At 67.7% G+C, this 16743-nt stretch carries 15 protein-coding genes and 1 pseudogene; 9 read left to right on the top strand and 7 right to left on the bottom strand.

Annotated elements, in window-relative coordinates:
• Window positions 1-782 precede the first annotated feature (782 nt).
• The 8 genes and pseudogenes from ACLML9_RS20910 to ACLML9_RS20875 form a co-directional block, all read left to right on the top strand.
• On the top strand, window positions 783-2363 hold the full coding sequence (locus ACLML9_RS20910) for an ATP-binding protein (protein ID WP_411947119.1): 1581 nt from the start codon (window positions 783-785) through the stop codon (window positions 2361-2363).
• Entirely contained in the window at window positions 2363-2797 is a 435-nt protein-coding gene (locus ACLML9_RS20905; RefSeq protein WP_411947118.1) for a roadblock/LC7 domain-containing protein, read from the top strand. Before ACLML9_RS20910 ends, ACLML9_RS20905 begins: the two co-directional genes overlap by 1 nt.
• Window positions 2794-3141 carry a DUF742 domain-containing protein gene (locus tag ACLML9_RS20900; protein ID WP_030521401.1) on the top strand — a complete coding sequence of 116 codons (348 nt, stop codon included), beginning with the start codon at window positions 2794-2796 and terminating at the stop codon, window positions 3139-3141. The genes ACLML9_RS20905 and ACLML9_RS20900 overlap by 4 nt, the downstream gene beginning before the upstream one ends.
• Window positions 3116-3739: a GTP-binding protein gene (locus ACLML9_RS20895; RefSeq protein WP_051714539.1), complete on the top strand. Its 624-nt coding sequence runs from the start codon at window positions 3116-3118 to the stop codon at window positions 3737-3739. Before ACLML9_RS20900 ends, ACLML9_RS20895 begins: the two co-directional genes overlap by 26 nt.
• Window positions 3740-3947: 208 nt before the next feature.
• Window positions 3948-4202: a hypothetical protein gene (locus tag ACLML9_RS20890; RefSeq protein WP_411947117.1), complete on the top strand. Its 255-nt coding sequence runs from the start codon at window positions 3948-3950 to the stop codon at window positions 4200-4202.
• A gap of 317 nt (window positions 4203-4519) precedes the next feature.
• Entirely contained in the window at window positions 4520-4849 is a 330-nt protein-coding gene (locus tag ACLML9_RS20885; protein WP_411947121.1) for a cytochrome P450, read from the top strand.
• Window positions 4850-4994: 145 nt separating this feature from the next.
• Window positions 4995-6263, top strand: coding sequence for a cytochrome P450 (locus ACLML9_RS20880; protein WP_411947116.1), 1269 nt, complete (start codon window positions 4995-4997; stop codon window positions 6261-6263).
• A 143-nt stretch (window positions 6264-6406) separates the two neighbouring features.
• Window positions 6407-7291 (top strand): annotated as a pseudogene (locus ACLML9_RS20875) (cytochrome P450); the annotation flags it as partial.
• Between the two features lie 359 nt (window positions 7292-7650).
• Here the strand turns inward: ACLML9_RS20875 and ACLML9_RS20870 are convergent.
• The 7 genes from ACLML9_RS20870 to ACLML9_RS20840 all read right to left on the bottom strand — a co-directional run bounded on the left by ACLML9_RS20870 (window position 7651) and on the right by ACLML9_RS20840 (window position 15533).
• Complete coding sequence (locus ACLML9_RS20870) at window positions 7651-8643, bottom strand: Acg family FMN-binding oxidoreductase (protein WP_411947115.1); 993 nt, start codon at window positions 8641-8643, stop codon at window positions 7651-7653.
• 68 nt (window positions 8644-8711) lie between these two features.
• Entirely contained in the window at window positions 8712-9857 is a 1146-nt protein-coding gene (locus ACLML9_RS20865; protein WP_411947114.1) for a hypothetical protein, read from the bottom strand.
• A gap of 110 nt (window positions 9858-9967) precedes the next feature.
• Window positions 9968-10720: a L,D-transpeptidase gene (locus ACLML9_RS20860; RefSeq protein ID WP_030521393.1), complete on the bottom strand. Its 753-nt coding sequence runs from the start codon at window positions 10718-10720 to the stop codon at window positions 9968-9970.
• A 119-nt stretch (window positions 10721-10839) separates the two neighbouring features.
• Window positions 10840-12951: a glycogen debranching N-terminal domain-containing protein gene (locus ACLML9_RS20855; RefSeq protein WP_411947113.1), complete on the bottom strand. Its 2112-nt coding sequence runs from the start codon at window positions 12949-12951 to the stop codon at window positions 10840-10842.
• On the bottom strand, window positions 12948-14099 hold the full coding sequence (locus ACLML9_RS20850) for a glycosyltransferase family 4 protein (RefSeq protein WP_411947120.1): 1152 nt from the start codon (window positions 14097-14099) through the stop codon (window positions 12948-12950). Before ACLML9_RS20850 ends, ACLML9_RS20855 begins: the two co-directional genes overlap by 4 nt.
• 268 nt (window positions 14100-14367) lie before the next feature.
• Complete coding sequence (locus tag ACLML9_RS20845) at window positions 14368-14652, bottom strand: hypothetical protein (RefSeq protein ID WP_063045284.1); 285 nt, start codon at window positions 14650-14652, stop codon at window positions 14368-14370.
• A gap of 218 nt (window positions 14653-14870) precedes the next feature.
• Window positions 14871-15533 (bottom strand): cyclodeaminase/cyclohydrolase family protein, encoded by a 663-nt coding sequence (locus ACLML9_RS20840; RefSeq protein ID WP_411947112.1) that lies wholly within the window; start codon window positions 15531-15533, stop codon window positions 14871-14873.
• Window positions 15534-15663: 130 nt separating this feature from the next.
• On the opposite strand from ACLML9_RS20840, the gene ACLML9_RS20835 reads away from it, so the two are divergent.
• Window positions 15664-16704 (top strand): LLM class F420-dependent oxidoreductase, encoded by a 1041-nt coding sequence (locus tag ACLML9_RS20835; protein WP_411947111.1) that lies wholly within the window; start codon window positions 15664-15666, stop codon window positions 16702-16704.
• Window positions 16705-16743: the final 39 nt, after the last annotated feature.

Here is a 16743-nt window from a genome sequence, read left to right as displayed (position 1 = left end):
CCGATACGGTCGCCGTCGCGTTCTGGTCTGTACCCGAATTGGTGCGGATGGAAGACCGGGAAGCGGGCCGCTGGTACGGACCGGTCGGCCCTTCCGGAGCCCCGGCCGCATTTCGGCCGGTAATGCCGGGGCTTTACTGGAATACGGCTATTCCACGTCTCCGTGGTGAACGTCGTGCCGCCTGCCGGGAGGCGCGCATTGGGCATTTCGGCCCGGGCCGGCACCCGATTCGAGTGGCGCGGACAGTATTAAACCTGTCTTGATATCAATTTTCCGGGCCCGCCGCCAATCGCCGACCGTTCGGTCTGCTTCCGGTGTTCCGTCCCTGGTGATAGGGGATGCGATCACGGTGTGCCTCGGAGCGCCCCCTGCTGCACGTGCAGTCCCCGCGGCACCCCGCGGTCGTGATCTTCACGGTCGCAATACCTTTCCGCATTCTGCGAGGTCGCGGCCCTATCACGGAAAGGTGACAATCGATTATCGGCCGTTATTGAGAGAGTTCACCACAATGCTGCTACTGTGAGCGGGTCGTCGGGTCCCGGGCCATCGGAGGGTGTGCTCCGATGGTCATCGATCGGCCGAATGACTTGTCCCTTAGTTACTTTCGGGTAGTCGAAAGTAACTAAGGGATATGTCACCGACCGTTACCGCGGTGCCCGGCACGGACCTCATCCGGCCAGGGGCGAACATGGTCGGCGTCGCGAGGAAGGCGAGACGAAGCGCCGTGGCATGCCACGGCACCGCGTGGCGCACCTCGAGCCCCGTCAACGACGAGAAAGCTGATGAATCTGAATACCGCCGTGCTGCTTCCCTGGATACTCGCCCCCATATTGGTGCTCGGCGTGGCGTGGTACGCCGTTCGGGCCGTGCGAGACCAACAGAAACGACTCGATGTGCTCGAGCGGGAACTAGCCGTGCGCGAGGATGCGCTCGAGCATCTCGCGGCCAGCACGTTGCCCGCCCTCTCGGAGTCCACCCGCCGGTTCGACCAGACCGCCGTGGCACCCGAAGTGCCCCCCGGACTGGAGAATTCGCGCTTCGCCCAATGCCTGCGCTGGATAGTCGACCGGGTCACCGAGGACCTGCGGACCGTCCAGAGCGAAACCCGCGAAGCCGTCACCCGGGAGATGGAGGAGCAGGTACGCACCGCCGTCTCGGCCGCCGAGCGGAACGTGCGTACCGAGGCCGACGCCGGCCGCGAACGCTCGGAAACCCTTGCCCGCGAGGCCACCAGCGCCGCGGTCCGCTCGTTCGGCACCTCCGTGGTGAGCCTGGGAGCCGACGTCTCCCAGGTCGTGAGCTCCGCGCTCCGCGAACACCGCGACGACCGCGTCTACGAGACCCTCATCCGTATCGACCACACCGTGCAGCAGATGATCCGCCAGGCGCAGTCCTACGTGATCGTCTGTGGTGGTCTGCCCGGCCGCCGCTGGCCCGCCCAGTCGCTCACCGACGTCGTCGGTGGCGCGACCGGTCGTGTCCGTGACTACCTGCGGGTGCGCCCGTCCCAGCTCGACCGCATCGTCATCAGTCGTGCGGTGGAACCGCTGGTGCACACGCTGGCCTCGCTCATCGACAACGCGCTGCGCTACTCGCCGCCGACCTCCTTCGTGGATGTGACCTTCCAGGAAGGTCATCACGGTGTGACCGTGATCGTCGACGACGCCGGCGTCCGGATGAACGCCGAGCAGATGGAAGAGGCCCGCCAGGTCCTGGCCAACGAACGCTCGATCGACATCCATCAGCTCGGCCCGGCCCCCAAGGTCGGTTTCCCCGGTATCGCCGCGCTCGCCCGCCGCTACGGGTTCACCGTCTACATCGACGGACCCAACGCCTACGGCGGTATGCGCGCCATGGTCTACATCCCGGAGGCACTACTGGTCGCACCGAAGGCCAACCAGGACAACGACGCCGCGTCGCCGGTCGGCGCCCCGGCGCCGCGGGAACTCGCCGCGGTCCCCGGCAGCCAGGTCTCGTCGGTATCGGGAAGCTCCGGCCACGCTCTGGTCGGTAACGCCGTATCGTCCGGTATCGGAGCACATTCGGCGACGAGCACCGGCGCGCACGCCGCGATCCCGGTCGTGTCCGAGAGCTCCCGGCCTGTCGAGCGGATTTCGGCGGCAGGTGGCATCGACGAGACCGAGAGCGAGCAGCGTACGACAGTCCACGACATCACCAGCGGCGGTCTGCCCCGGCGCCGGCGCCGTGCCGCGGCCGTCCCTGATGACATCAACGATCGCGTGTCCGGACAGGACAGGACCGAACCGGGGCAGCCCCGCCCCGATATCGCCGCTGCCTGGCAGAGCGGCTCCAAGAGCGGCCGTGCCGCCGCATCCGAACACACCGAAGGGATGACATCCTGATGGGTTCACCGAGGACAGTGGTATCCGACAGCACCAACAAACTGGGCTGGTTACTGGACGATCTCGAGGTTCCCGGCGTCCGATTCGCCGTCCTGTTGTCCGAGGACGGGCTGCGTATCGCCCATTCGGCGGGTATCGCGAAAGACGATGCCGAGCGGTTCGCCGCCGCCGCCTCCGGCCTGCGTTCGCTCGGTAAGGCGCTCGGCGAGTTCTGTGGTAGCAACGGAAACGATGTGCGGCAGAACATGACCGAATACGACCAGGGCATGATCATGATCACCGCGGCGGGCGAGGGCGCGCTCCTGGGGGTGGCGACCATGAGCGATATCGATGTGGGCCTGATCGCCCACCGGATGAACGAGCTCGCCGGCCGGGTCGGCCACGAGCTCGGGAGCGAACCTCGCAGAGGCGCCCACGGCGGCGATCTGCAATGAGCCGGTCGCGGCGTGATCCAGATCTGGTCCGCGCGTATGTGCGGACCGGCGGACGCTCCCGTCCGACCCGTGAGCTCGGCCTGGTCACCCTGGTCGTCGCCGTCGGAGATCCAGCGCCGGGCTCCACACCGGATGCGCGCCGGGTGGTCGATGTCTGCGCCCGCGGCGCCCTGTCGATCGCGGAGGTCGCCGCCTATCTCGACCTCCCGCCGTCGGTGGTAACGATCGTCGTGTCCGACCTGCTGGACAGCGGACATCTCAATATCCCGACCCCGGCGGAAATAATGCCGGAGATCGCCCTGCTCGAGGAGGTACTCAATGGGCTCCGTGCTCTCCCGGCCTGATCGGTCCGCGGAATACGGCCGCGCGGTCGACTATGTGCCGGAGACGGTGACCCGCTCGGTGAAATTGCTGGTAGCCGGAAATTTCGGCGTCGGCAAGACCACCTTCGTGAGCAGTATTTCCGAGATCAAACCGCTGCGTACCGAGGAGACCATCACCGAGGCCAGCGTCGGTATCGACGATCTGGGCGGGCTGGGATCGAAAACGCAGACCACGGTCGCGATGGACTTCGGCCGTATCACGCTCAACCCCGAACTGGCCCTGTACCTCTTCGGTACGCCGGGCCAGCAGCGGTTCATCCCGCTGTGGGAGGAACTGGCCAAGGGCGCACTCGGTGCCCTGGTCCTGGTGGACACCCGGCGTATCGAGAAGGCCGACGAGGTACTGGCCGTACTCGAGGAGCGCGGTGTGCCGTACGCGGTCGGGGTGAACGAGTTCGAGGGTTCGAACCGCTTCCCGCTGTCGGAAGTGCGCGAGGCACTCGACCTGACCGAAGACACTCCGCTCATCGCCCTCGACGCCCGTGATCGGCGCACCTGCCTGCAGTCGCTGATCACGCTCGTCGAGTTTCTGTTCCGCCGGTTGGAGTCTCGTCTCTGACCAAGCAGTTCTCTCCGGCTCCGCAACAGCAACCTCCGTTCACCGGCTGCCCGGTCGTTCACGGAGACCCCACCGGAGGCGTTGGCGAGCGCTTCAGCCTCTTTGCCGAAGAATTCGCCGGTGATCCGCATCGCGCCTATGCCGCGATGCGGAGCCGGTACGGTTCGCTGGTTCCCATCGATCTGGCCCCGGATGTGCCGCCACGCTGGTGATCGGTTATGACGCGGCCGTCCGGATCCTCGATGATCCCGACCGCTTCCCGGCCGATCCGCGGACCTGGCAGACGAGTATCCCGCCCGATTCGGCGGTCAAACCGATGATGGAGTGGTACCCGAACGCCCTGCGCAACAGCGGTGAGCTGCATCAGCGCTACCGTCAGGTGTATGTGCACGCGATCGACGGCATCGACCTGCACGAACTGCACCAGACCCGGCACTGGACTATCCGGTGCCGATCCAGGTGATCACCGAACTGCTGGGGTTCCGGAATCGCTCGGCGCGGGTCTGCGCGTCTGTGTGGACCGGTACTTCGACACCACGATCGATCAGGCGGGGGCCCAGGCCAACTTCGTCGAGATGTACGGTCTGGTCACCGAACTGGTCGCCTATCGGCGCGACAACCCCGGTGACGACATCACCAGCGTGATGATCGGCAGTCGCGACGAGGACAGTTCGCAGCTCACCGAGAAGCAGATCGTCGAAACCCTGATGCTGGTCATGAATGGTCGAGGAGACGCTGCGTTACCAGGCCCCGGTGGCGCATCTGCCGTTGCGGTACGCCGTGGAGGACATCGAGATCGAGGGACCGCGGATCGGCAAGGGGCGAGGCCATCCTGGCCTCCTACGCCGCGGGCGGCCGCGACCCGAAGATCCACGGCGACACCGCCGATCTCTTCGACGTGCCCGGGCGGTCAAGGATCATGTGTCCTTCGGCCACGGGGCGCACCATTGCATCGGTGCGCCGCTGGCCCGGATGGAGGGCGAGCCGGCGCTGCCCGCGCTGTTCCGGCGGTTCCCGGATATCCGGCCGGCCGTGGCGGTCGGCGAATTGAAGCCGGTGGTGGGCTTCGTTTCCAACGGTCACCAGGAAATGCCTGTGTACCTGGGCTGAAGCCGGTAGCGTAAAAGGTTCTGGTTACTACAACTTCATGCTGATGGCTCGTCGCGGACGTCGCTGAGCGGGATGTATGGGTCGGCGGATAGATCTGCGAGAACGCACTATTCGCCGATTCATACGAACCTCGGAGTGTGATGTCATGACCACAGCACAACATGATCAGTACCGTGTTTCCGATCCACGCCTGGTGATCCACGGCTCCCCGGTGGATCCCATCGGCCCGTACGTCCCCCTGTATTCGGAGGAGTTCGCCGCCGATCCGCACAAGATGTACCGGGAGATGCGGCAGCGTTTCGGTTCGCTGGCTCCGGTGGAGCTGGCCCCGGGAGTCCCGGCCACCCTGGTGATCGGCTATCACATCGCCTTGCGAATCCTCAACGACCCCGAACACTTCCCCGCCGACCCGCGGGTATGGCAGCGCGGGGTAGCCGAGGACTGCCCGGTACTGCCCATGATGGAGTACCGGCCCAATCCGCTGCGCACCGTCGGCCAGGAGCGGATCCGCTACCGGTCGGCCGCGGTCTCGGCCATCGGCGAGATCGATATGCACGAATTGCGTCCCACCATCGAGCAGATCGCGGTCACGCTGATCAACTCGTTCTGCACCGACGGCTACTGCGATCTGATGGGGCAGTACGCTTCCCCGCTGATCTTCGCGACCCTCAACGCCATGCTCGGCTGCCCACCCGAACTCGGGCACCGCGCGGCCCGCGGGCTGGCGGCCATGTTCGACACAGTGGACGCGGCCGAGGGCAATGCCACCCAGGCCGACGCGCTGCTGGAATTGGCCCGGCTCAAACGGGTTCAGCCCGGTGACGACATCACCACCCGGCTGGTCCGGCATCAGGTGCAGTTGAGTGACGAGGAGGCCCGGCAGCAGCTGGCGCTGTTGTACGGCGCGGGTACCGAGCCGCCGCAGAATCTGATCGCGAACACGCTGCTGCTGATGCTGACCGATGAGCGCTTCGCGGCCAATGTGCTGGACGGCAGTCTCTCCACGCGGGACGCCCTCGACGAGGTGCTGTTCAACGATCCGCCGCTGTCCAACTACTGCATCAGCTATCCGCGGCAGCCGATGCTGATCGACGGTATCTGGCTGCCGGCGCACCAGCCGGTGCTGATCAGTATGACCGCCTGCAACAACGATCCCGCCATCAGAGCCGATGGGCCGACCATCAACCGGTCGCATCTGGCCTTCAGCGCGGGCCAGCACAGCTGCCCGGCCCGTTCGGTGGCGCTGCTGATCGTCCAGGACGCGATCGACCAGTTGCTGGACGCGGTGCCGGAGATGGAACTGGCGATACCGCAGGCGGACCTGCGATGGCGGCCCGGCCCGTTCCATCGGGCGCTGGTATCGCTGCCGGTTACCTTTCCCGAGTCCCCGCCGATCCGGATAAACGGTCGCTGAACGGCGGAACCGAGAGGCCTCGACCCCGCGCCGCCGATAACACAGCCGACCGTGTGTGTGCACGAACATCCGTGGCGCTGCGAATTCCGATCTGTTGCGCTGGGTCCAGGTAGAGTCGCGAACTCAGCCCGGCGGCCGCGGCGGCGCTCGGCAAGATCGATCTGCACCGCCTGCACGCCACCGTGGAACAGGTCGCGGTCCCACTGATCAACTCGTTCTGCGAAGTCGGTTACTGCGACGTGGTCAGCCAATACGCTTTGCCGGTCGCCTTCTCCACCCTCAATGCCACGCTCGGCTGCCCGCCCGATATCAGCCGGCGCGCGGCGACCGGGATGGCGGCGCTGTTCGATACCGTCGACGCCGAACGCGGCAATCAGATGCTGTCCGAAGCGCTCCTGGAGCTGACCCGGCTCAAACGCGCCGAACCCGGTGACGATGTCACCAGCCGGCTCGTCGAACACCCGGTGCGATTGGACGACGAGGAAATGATGCACCAGTTGGTGACGCTGTACGGGGCGGCGATCGAACCACCGCAGAATCTCATCGCGAACACCCTGCTGCTCATGCCGACCGACGAGCGGTTCGCGGCGAATGTACTGGACGGAAGCCTGTCGACCCGGGATGTGCTGGACGAGGTGCTGTTCAACGATCCGCCGATAGCCAACTACTGCTTCAGCTATCCGCGGCAGCCGATCCTCATCGACAATGTGTGGTTGCCCGCGCATCAGCCCGTGGTGATCAGTATGGCGGCCTGTAACAACGATCCGGCGATCCGCACCGGGAACGTGACCGACAATCGCTCCCATCTGGCCTTCGGTACGGGCCCGCATGCCTGTCCGGCGCGGCCGGTAGCGGTGCTGATCGTGCAGGACGCGATCGATCAACTGCTGGATGCGCTCCCGGAGATGGAGCTGGCGGTGCCCGCCGCGGAATTGCAATGGCGGCCGGGCCCGTTCCACCGGGCACTGTCCGCGCTTCCGGTCACCTTCCCGAAGAGCCCGCCGATCAGCGTGGCCGGTTTTCACTAGTTCGGCAGTTCAGTCAGGAGTTTCCGATGCAGAACCCCCCGCCCCGTTCGTCTTGGACCCAGGTGGTTCGGATATCCAGGGGGAGATCGCCCGTATCCGCTCGGATACGGCCCGCATCACTGCCTCGGCGCACCGCTGGCCCGGTTGGCGGCGGTGGTGGCCCTGCCCGCGATTCTTCCGCCGGTTCCCGGATATGGAACTCGCTGCGGCACCGGAGGAACTCGGTGTGGTGCCCGGTTTCATCTCCAACGGCCACCACCGGCTGCCGGTGTACCCGAACGGGAAATGAACCGCGCGCTCCACTCGGCCGGTATGCCGATCCGAGTGGGCCCGAGAATATTCGGGCGGCCGCGAACCGCTCAGCCGCCGCGATGCAGTTCCAGGAAATCGGTCACGGTACGCCGCGGTGTCGGCGGTTGTGCGGCCGCGGTGGGCGCGGTGCCCACCCGGACGACGACCTGTGGAATCGCGGGCTCGAGCAGTAGATTCGCAATGGCGCGCCGGCTCACCGGGACCTCGGTGATATGGGTCAGCGGACAGGTCGACAGCCCGGCGACCGTGCAGTCCAGCAGTACCGCGGACAGCGCTTCTCCGGCCCGCAGCCACTCCAGGGAACTGTCGGCGGCCGAACCGAGCACCAGCAGCCGCGACGCGTCGGTCAGCTCACCGCGCCGGAGCGAGGGCGGCGCGGTGGGAAAGGCCCGGCCCACCCCGACCTGCGCCGCTTCCGCCGCCGAGACCAGTGCGGAGATCGGCACCCCGTCGGCGGGGGAGTTGTTACCCGCCCACCAGTGCAGCTCGTTCAGATATTGCGGATCGTATTCGCGCAGCGCCGCCGATCGAGCCGAGGCGGCGGCGAGGCGCAGCCGGGCGGAGTCGCCCAGTACCTCGAGCTGGGCCCCGCGGGCAACGGCCGCCGCGCGCAGGCCCGGCTCGACCCGGTCCCAATCGCGGGGCGGCAGCATCGGCAGCCGGTCGGTGTAGCGCTGCTCGATGGCCGCGGCGCGGGCCCGGACGGTATCGGAGACCTCGGCGGCGGGAGCGAAGCCGACGGTGGCGAGGTGGTCGGGCGCGGTATCGGGCAGCCGGATCACCTCGGTGTCCCAGCCTGCCGCCGCGAACGCGGTCCGGGTGTGGTCGAGGATGGCCCCGCAGCTGATGGTCAGCTGTCTGCCCTGTGGATCCGCCGAGAACAGCTGCCGACTGGTGTCGCGGTGCAGATGCAGCCGGTGACCGTCGAAGACCCAGCGCCACGGTTGCGTATTGTGCACAGACGGCGCCCGCCGGGCCAGGGACAGCGCGGCCTGCACTGTCGGATGATCGGGCACCCGGGCTGTACCGATGGCGTCCATCCTCCGAGTCTGCGCCTCGCGAGCGCGCCGGACCACCTCGTTCGCCGATCCGGGCCGAATCGTGGCACTCAGGGCATGGGGCCGATACCGGTGATCAAGGTCCGGTCACCGATTCGCATCGTCGTGACCAGTTGCGGGTTGTATCCCAGCGGCGCCGAACCGGGCCGGTACTCGGTGATGGTGACGGTGTACTGGCCGACGAACGCGCCGGGAGCGATCCGGACGCAGTAGGTGGTCCCCTCCGGGATGGTGTCGATACCGCGCTGGATATCGGCGGCCGGTGGGACGGCGGCGTCCCCCGCGACGAGCGCGCGGGCCTGCTCCCCGGACCGGGCGACGTAGTAGGCGTGCTGGAACCCGAAGATGGCCGAGGGCCCCGAATCGGTGCCGCCCGGTTCGTTGCCCTGCACGGTGTTACCGACCCGTTCGGCCACGCAGTGCGGGTCGGCGCCGGGGGCGGCGGGCGCCGTGGCGCTGGGCGCCGCCGCGGCGGGGGCGCGCGGTTCGTCCCCGCCGACGATCGCGAACTGCACATACGCGGCCGCGCCGAGAGCCGCGACCCCCGCGACCCCCAGCAACACCGGAAGCACGCGGCTCCGGCCGGAGGTGGGGGCCGTGGCGCGGACCGGCGCCGGGGTGGTGTGGTCGGGTGGGGTCAACCGCCGGCGCAGGCGTTCCCGGGCGCCCGCGGGAGAGGTGTCCGTGGTGGGCGCTACCGGCTCGTTCTCGGTCGCGACGGTGGTCTCGGCCGCCGCGGCGGCCCCGGAGGAGGGGCGGGTATCGACGGCGGGAGGCGGGATCACACCGGGATCCTCCGCCGTGGCGCCCTCGGGCTCGGCCGCGCCGGCGCCCGCCCGCGCGACCCAATCCGACCACGACCCCTCGTAGTGGGCGTTGCCGCTGTCCCATCCCGGCAGCCGGAGCACCGGTATGGGCTCGGTGGGCATCGAATCGGCCGGCACCGGCGAGCCGGCCGGACCGCCGTGGTGCGGGCGGTACAGGTCGGGGTGCGGAGTGGCGGGATCCTGGTCCGCGTATCCGGGTGCGGGTGACGGATGCGGGTCCCACTGCCCGGGTGGGCCGGTGCGGCCATACGGGTCCGGATTCGCGTATCCGGGTTCCGGTGCCGTGCGCGGGTCCCGCTCCCGGGGTGGGCCGGTGTGGTCCCGGGGGTCGTGCTCCCCGTCGGCGGGACCCGAGGGCGGTCGATCCATGGCGCGGCCCCCTTCATCGGTTCACGACGCGCGATCGCTCATCATTGTTCTAGTGGATCGTCGGCCGGACCGCAGCGCGGGGGCCGGCACCGGGTGCGCCGGTCACCCGATCACCAGTGGATATTCACGGGATCGCCGACACCGACGTTCTCGTAGTACCACGCGGCGTCGTCGGGAGACAGATTGATACAACCGTGACTCACATTGGAATTACCCTGCTGATCGACCGACCAGGGCGCGGAATGGACGAAGACACCGCCCCAGGTGAGCCGCTCGGCCCATTCTCCGTCGATCAGGTAGCCCTCCGGAGAATCCAGGGGGATACCGATGGTCCGGGAATCGAAGATGATGTTGCGGAACTTCTCCAGCACCGGGTAGGTGCCGGTGGGCGTCTCGTAACCGGGTTTGCCCATGGACGCGGGCATGATCCGCACCACCAGACCGCCCATGCTGACGGTGAAGGTGTGGGTGGACATGTTCGCGTCGGCGACCACCCCGCCGTTGGTCTGGAACTGAGTACGGTGGTCACCGAAATTCACGGTGAGCGTGCTGTTCGCCGGCAGATATCCGGTGGGTGTCCAGGTCAGCTCCCGGTCACCGCGCCAGGTGTAGGAGCCGGGCAGCGGATCGCCGGCGGTGACCGCCAGCGACTGCTCGGCGCGAGCCCGATCGGTGACCGCGCCGGAGAACCGGACGGTAACCGGATGGGCGATGCCGACGAGAGCGCCGTCGGAGGGAGTTACCGAGGCCACGGGTGCGGGGCCGGGCGGATCGATCGTCATGGCGTTCGCGCCCGCGGGGGCGACGGCCAGCGAGAGCGCGATCGCGATCGCCAGAAAAAGATGCCGGGCAACGATATTCATGGTTCCACCCCTTACGGACGACTGGTGGACAGACGTCCATCCTAAGGGGCCATGATCAACGCAACCACCCAAGATATCGTCCCGGCACCCGTTCGCGATGTAGACACACCGCGCGATTGCTATTCGGTGACGAGTTTCCAGTCGTCGGGCAGCCCGTGGACGTGCATGGTGGAGCCTTCGGCGTGGATGCTCACCGTGGCAGAGCCCAGTCTCAGGTCCGTCAGGCCCACCTTGCCCCATTCCCGGGGCAACTGCGGGGTCACCCGCAGGACACGATGCGGTACACACGGCGCGAGCCCCAGGAAGGACCGCACCAGCAGCAGCGGCGCCGCGCTCGCCCACGCCTGCGGCGAGCAGGAGGTGGGGTAGGGCACCGGCGAGCGGAACTCGGTCCGGGCGAAACCGCAGAACAGTTCCGGCAGCCTGCCGCCGAAGTCGATGGCCGCGTCGAGCAGGCCGGTGGTGAGGCGCTCGGCCAGGTCGGAGGCGCCGGCGATATGCCGGTATCGCAGCAGGCCGGCGACCGCGATCGCGGTGTCGTGCGGCCACACCGAGCCGTTGTGATAGCTCATCGGGTTGAAGGCGCCCATGCCGGCCGCGAGGGTGCGCAGGCCGAAACCGCTGTCCATACTCACATCGGCCAGCCGTTCGATGAGTTCGGCGGCGCGCTCGTCGGACACGATGCCGGTCCACAGACATTGAGCGGCGTTGCTGGTCAGCGCGTCGACCTGGTTCTTCTGGCCGTCCAGGGCCACGGCATACCAGCCGTTCTTGGCGACCCAGAACGCCTCGTCGAACCGGTCCTTGAGGTTCTCGGCCTGCTCGCGTAGCCGGGCGGCGGTACCCGTATCGCCGAAATGGTCGGCGAGCTGGGCACGGGCCAGGCGGGCCGCGTACACGTAGCCCTGGACCTCGCACAGTGCGACGGACGGTTCGGCCAGATGACCGGAGGCGTCGTTGATCGCGTCGAAACTGTCCTTCCAGCCCTGGTTGCTGAGGCCGCGATCGGTTTTACGGCGGTATTCGACGAACCCGTCGCCGTCGGCGTCGCCGTATTCGTCGATCCAGGCCAGGGCCGCGTCGGCGGCCGGGAGCAGTTCGCGGACCACCCGGTCACCCGCGCCCCAGCGCCAGCATTCGGCGAGCAGCATCACGAACAGCGGCGTCGCGTCGACCGAACCGTAGTAGACGGTCCCCCCGAGCACTTGACCGCTGGCGGGGCCGTGCCGCATCTCGTGCATGATGCGCCCGGGCTCTTCCTCGGTGATCGGGTTGACCTTCGTACCCTGCAGATCCGCCAGCCGGCGCAGGGTGCCGACGGCGAGCGCGGAATCCAGCGGCAGCGCCATCCACGACGTGAGCAGACTGTCCCGGCCGAACAGCGCCATGAACCACGGGGCGCCCGCGGCCACATACGCCGGAGCGCCGTCGGTGCTGCCGTCGATGCGCAACGCGCCGAGATCGCTCTCGGTGCGCTGCAGGACCTCCGACAGGGCCGGATCGCTGGCGGTGAGGTCGGTGGCGGTGGCCCGCCACGCCTTCAACCGGCTGATCGGGCTGTCCTCGTCGTCGCCGAACGCCATCGGCACCCGGCGGTGCGACATGACCGGATGGGCCAGGATCTCGGTATCCCAGCGCCCGCGGGCCGGCACCACCACCTGCCAGGTGATGGTGCCGGGCAGCATGACCGCCCCGGCGGTGGCGCTGATGGTCAGGCCGCGTCCGGGTTCGGCATGGTCGGTCAGGTGCAGATCGCCGTCGACGGCATTGTGCTCGGCGCCGCCGCCGTGGTTGCGGCCCTCTTTGACCGCGAACAGATCCGCGAAATCGGAATCGACGAACAGGGTGACGGTCATCGCCGTGTCCTCGTGCCCGAGGTTGCGCACGGTGATCGTTTCCTTGAGCCCGTTGCCGATGAGCCGCCGGCGCACCACCAGCACGGTGCTGTCGGCGACTCCGGCGCGCGGGGGTTTGCGCAGGATGAAGCGGCCCTTGAAGGCTTCCGGCGTCAGCACCGTCAGATATTCCGCCGGTTGCCCGTCCAGGCGCAGCTCCCACCGTGAGATCACCCGCGAGTCCCGGTAGAACAGGCCCTGCGAGGTGCCGGAATGGATATCGCCGAGAGGGTCGGACAAGCAGAAAGTGCTCGCCTCGACCAGGGTCACGGTCCCCCCGCCGCCATTGATGGCGGCGGGTTGGCCGGAGTTGAGAATTCTCGGCGGTGCGTTCATGCCCTACTCCATACCGGTGTCGTGCCGGCGTCGGCGCGAATCTCGGGTACCGCAGTGCGACGCGTACCGACGGCGGTCAATGCCTGGGCGTTGCTGTGGGCTTCGTCCCACGCATCGAGTATGCGGTAATAGGCCGTCTCGTACCCGGCACCCAGCTGATCCACGCCGAAATAATCCTCGACGCGGCGCCGGCACGCGTGCGGATCCAGCTCGCCGGCGCGGGCGATGGCCGCGGGCAGTTCGTCGGGGTGATCGCAGATGAAGCCGGTGACACCGTGCTCGATCACCTCCTCGACCGCGCCGCCGCGCAACGCCACCACCGGGGTGCCGCAGGCCATGGCCTCGATCATCACGATGCCGAACGGCTCTTCCCAGCGGATGGGGAACAGCAGGCAGCGGGCGCCCGCGAGCAGTTCCCGTTTGGCGACCGCGTCGGCTTCCCCGAAGACGTGGTCGGTATCGGTGAGCAGCGGCTCGATCTCCTGGGCGAAGAACGCCTTCTCGGGCGGCTCGTTGCACTTACCGGCGAGGATCAGCTTTATCCCGGCCTCGTGCGCGGCGTGCAATGCGAGATGGGGGCCCTTGTAGGAGGCGTAGCGGCCGAGGAACAGCGCATAGTCCTGCTTCTCGGTCCGGAAAGGCCATTCGCTGGGCCGCAGCGCATTGTGCACCCGGCCGATCCAGTTGAAACTCGGCGCCAGTTCACGCTGCCGGTCGCTGATCGCGACGAGGCGAGTGTGTTCGTCGAGAGCGCCGTAGTACTCCCACATATCGTTGTCGACCGGCCCGTGCACGGTGACCGCGGTCGGAATGCCCAGCGCCTCGTAGGCGGGAGCGTTCAACGGGCCGGCGAAAGTATGGTCGTGGATGATATCGATATGCCGGGAGCGGGCCAGTTTCTCCACCACGCGCCGCACCTTGAGCGCGTTGACCACTTCCGGGAAGGGGTCGCCCAGCCGCCCGGCCTGCGTACTCTCCCAGACCGGGACGAATTCGGCCTCGGTACCGGGCTTTCCGGCGCCCAGCAGCGTCACCCGGTGCCCGCGCGCGATCAGGGTGTCGGCGAGTTCGGCGACCACGGCCTCGACGCCGCCGTAACCGGCCGGGGGGATATCGAAATAAGGTGGGGCCACCAACACGATGTTCAGCGGGTGGTTCCGGCCGTTACCACCGAACCCGGCGCGCCGCGGTTTTCGCGCCGGAGTATCCGATTCGGATTCCGCATTCGTGAATATGGTGCTCAACTCTTCCTCCTCTACTAGTGACCGGCGGCATACGCCAGTCGCCACCCGGCCAATGGGTGGAGCTGCTAGAGAACCATTCGGTGCGAGTTCGTAGCGCTATCGAAAGCGCGCCGGAATACCCGGCGCCGGAAAGAGGCGTGACGGGCAGCTGTTTCCACCCGTCACGCGGGAATCAATCGCCGTAGTGCGCGGACCGCCCGGGCGAAATGCCGAACGTGGGACGATCCGGGGCGGCCGAAGCGATGGCCAAGGTGAGACGGGCCCGTCTGCGGACCTGACATTCGGGAGAACAGAGCCGGTGGATATCGTGTGCGCGCCGGGCCTGGCCGAGCGTCAACACTCCTGGATCCGCCGAACAGTCGGCGATATTGGATACGACTCCGTGTTCGGTGATGACATCGATACCTGGGTCGGGGAGTTCCGCCGCGACCGGAGCCGATGTGTACCCGATCCTCACCGTTACCTCCTGCACTCGTCGAGCTGGGGCAAACAGTTCCCCGGCCGCCGGTGCCCCGCCGGCCGGTCTAGCTGCTCGAGCCTGGGTCGAGCGGTGGAGCAGTGTGAATATCAGGAACGAAGCCCATTCTACGCGTGCTCCGTTCTGCACTTGATCTCGAATAATCCCAGTTCGGCATAAACCTGGTTAATTCGCGCGTGCTGATATGTGTACCCGAATCACCCGCCGCGAACCGCGCGAAGCACCTCCTGGTGCAGTGTTTCGGCGCGGTCGGTGATTTCCTCGATCCGCGCCAGCGCCTCGCTGAAAGCGGCGGCGTGTTCTTCCGGAAGCGAGACGACATTGATCTCGATATTCAGTTGGGAGGTCACCGCGGCGGCCCGCGCCGCCGCGGCGGCCGCGCCGATATCGGTGACCACGTTCGGGTTTCCGATCGGCAGCAATTCGGTTGCCAGCGCGAGGATTTGGTCGGCTGCGTCGATCACCGCGGCGGGGACCCGGGCGGCCTCCAGCAGGGCTTCGTGGATCGCCGCCGTCCGCGCGGTGGCTTCGCTGTCGGTGCCCTTGGGCAGCTTGTAGGCGGCGCCGACGGCGGTGAAGGCCTCGGCGTCGGCGTCGGCCAGCGTCAGTGCGCGCTCGCGGGCGATATCGGCGGCCGCGACGATGCGGTCGATCACCGGCCGATGGTCGGCGTCCTTGGCCCGGGTGGTGTAGCGCGCGACCATGGCGACCAGTGCGGCCGCCTGTGCGGCGTGCAGCGCGGCTACCGCGCCGCCGCCCGGGGCCGGTACCTTCGCCGCGAGTTCGCCGAGGTAGTCGCCGATCGGCGAACCCGCGAAACCGCTGGCGGCGTGCTGTGGCGATTGTGTGGGCTCCGACACGATTCGGCCTTTCTGGATCATAATTGCTCGAAGTTAGCTGCATGGTGCACTGGGCTATCGGGTTCAACCTACCGCGTCGACCGGCGTGGCCGGTGCGTGGCCACCCCGTAGCCGGGATTATGTTGAGGGCATGCGGATCGGATTGAGCATCAACTACTCGGGTGGCTTCACCGAGGCGGCGGCCGAAGTGGCCGATCTGGAGCGCGCCGGCCTGGACATCGTGTTCGTGCCCGAGGCCTACTCCTTCGACGCGGTGAGCGCTCTGGGCTATCTCGCCGCCAAGACCTCCCGGTTGCAGCTGGCGTCAGGGATCCTGCAGCTCTACACCCGGACGCCCACACTGACCGCGATGACCGCGGCCGGTTTGGATTTCGTCTCCGACGGCCGGTTCGTGCTCGGTCTGGGGGCCTCCGGACCCCAGGTCATCGAGGGATTCCACGGGGTGCCCTACGATGCGCCGATCGGACGGACCCGCGAACTCGTGGAGATCTGCCGCAAGGTCTGGCGCCGGGAACGGCTGGACTACCAGGGCAAGTACTACCAGATCCCACTACCCGAGGGGACCGGCACCGGTCTGGGTAAACCGCTGAAGCTGATCAATCACCCGGTGCGCGAACGTATCCCGGTGTTGCTGGCCGCGCTGGGCCCCAAGAACGTGGCACTGGCCGCCGAGGTCGCCGAGGGCTGGCAGCCGATCTTCTTCCTGCCCGAACGCGCCGACGCGGTCTTCGGTGACGCGCTGCGTGCCGGGAAGGAGCGGCGCGACCCCGAACTCGGCCCGCTCGACATCTACGCCGGTCCGGCTCTGGCCATCGGTGAGGACGTGGAGCCGCTCCTGGGATTTGTGAAGCCCATGCTGGCGCTCTACATCGGTGGAATGGGCGCCAAGGGCAAGAACTTCTACCACACCCTCGCCACCCGGTACGGCTACGGCGCGGAGGCCGACCGGATCCAGGAGCTGTACCTGGCGGGCAAGAAAGAGGAAGCGACGCAGGCGGTTCCGGACGCGCTGGTCCGCGATATCTCGCTGATCGGTCCGGCCGGATATGTGAAGGAACGGGTCGCCGCGTTCGCCGAAGCGGGGGTCACCGTGCTCAATGTCGCGCCGCTGGCCGCGACACCGGCCGACCGGGTCAAGCTGATCGAACAGTTCCGCGCGATCTGCGACTGATCCCGCTCCGGAAACGACTCGGGCCGGGCCGGACGGAGT

This window comes from Nocardia sp. NPDC002869, assembly GCF_046764065.1.
GTDB lineage: Bacteria > Actinomycetota > Actinomycetes > Mycobacteriales > Mycobacteriaceae > Nocardia > Nocardia rhamnosiphila.
This window is presented reverse-complemented; position numbering and strand designations above follow the sequence as displayed.

What these genes read in the sequence shown, in the direction of transcription:
- ACLML9_RS20835 (WP_411947111.1), top strand. Translation starts at nt 15,664, where the DNA reads ATGCGGATCGGATTGAGCATCAACTACTCGGGTGGCTTCACCGAGGCG.
- ACLML9_RS20860 (WP_030521393.1), bottom strand. Translation starts at nt 10,720, where the DNA reads ATGAATATCGTTGCCCGGCATCTTTTTCTGGCGATCGCGATCGCGCTC.
- ACLML9_RS20855 (WP_411947113.1), bottom strand. Translation starts at nt 12,951, where the DNA reads ATGAACGCACCGCCGAGAATTCTCAACTCCGGCCAACCCGCCGCCATC.
- ACLML9_RS20895 (WP_051714539.1), top strand. Translation starts at nt 3,116, where the DNA reads ATGGGCTCCGTGCTCTCCCGGCCTGATCGGTCCGCGGAATACGGCCGC.
- ACLML9_RS20870 (WP_411947115.1), bottom strand. Translation starts at nt 8,643, where the DNA reads ATGGACGCCATCGGTACAGCCCGGGTGCCCGATCATCCGACAGTGCAG.
- ACLML9_RS20865 (WP_411947114.1), bottom strand. Translation starts at nt 9,857, where the DNA reads ATGGATCGACCGCCCTCGGGTCCCGCCGACGGGGAGCACGACCCCCGG.
- ACLML9_RS20910 (WP_411947119.1), top strand. Translation starts at nt 783, where the DNA reads ATGAATCTGAATACCGCCGTGCTGCTTCCCTGGATACTCGCCCCCATA.
- ACLML9_RS20905 (WP_411947118.1), top strand. Translation starts at nt 2,363, where the DNA reads ATGGGTTCACCGAGGACAGTGGTATCCGACAGCACCAACAAACTGGGC.
- ACLML9_RS20880 (WP_411947116.1), top strand. Translation starts at nt 4,995, where the DNA reads ATGACCACAGCACAACATGATCAGTACCGTGTTTCCGATCCACGCCTG.
- ACLML9_RS20900 (WP_030521401.1), top strand. Translation starts at nt 2,794, where the DNA reads ATGAGCCGGTCGCGGCGTGATCCAGATCTGGTCCGCGCGTATGTGCGG.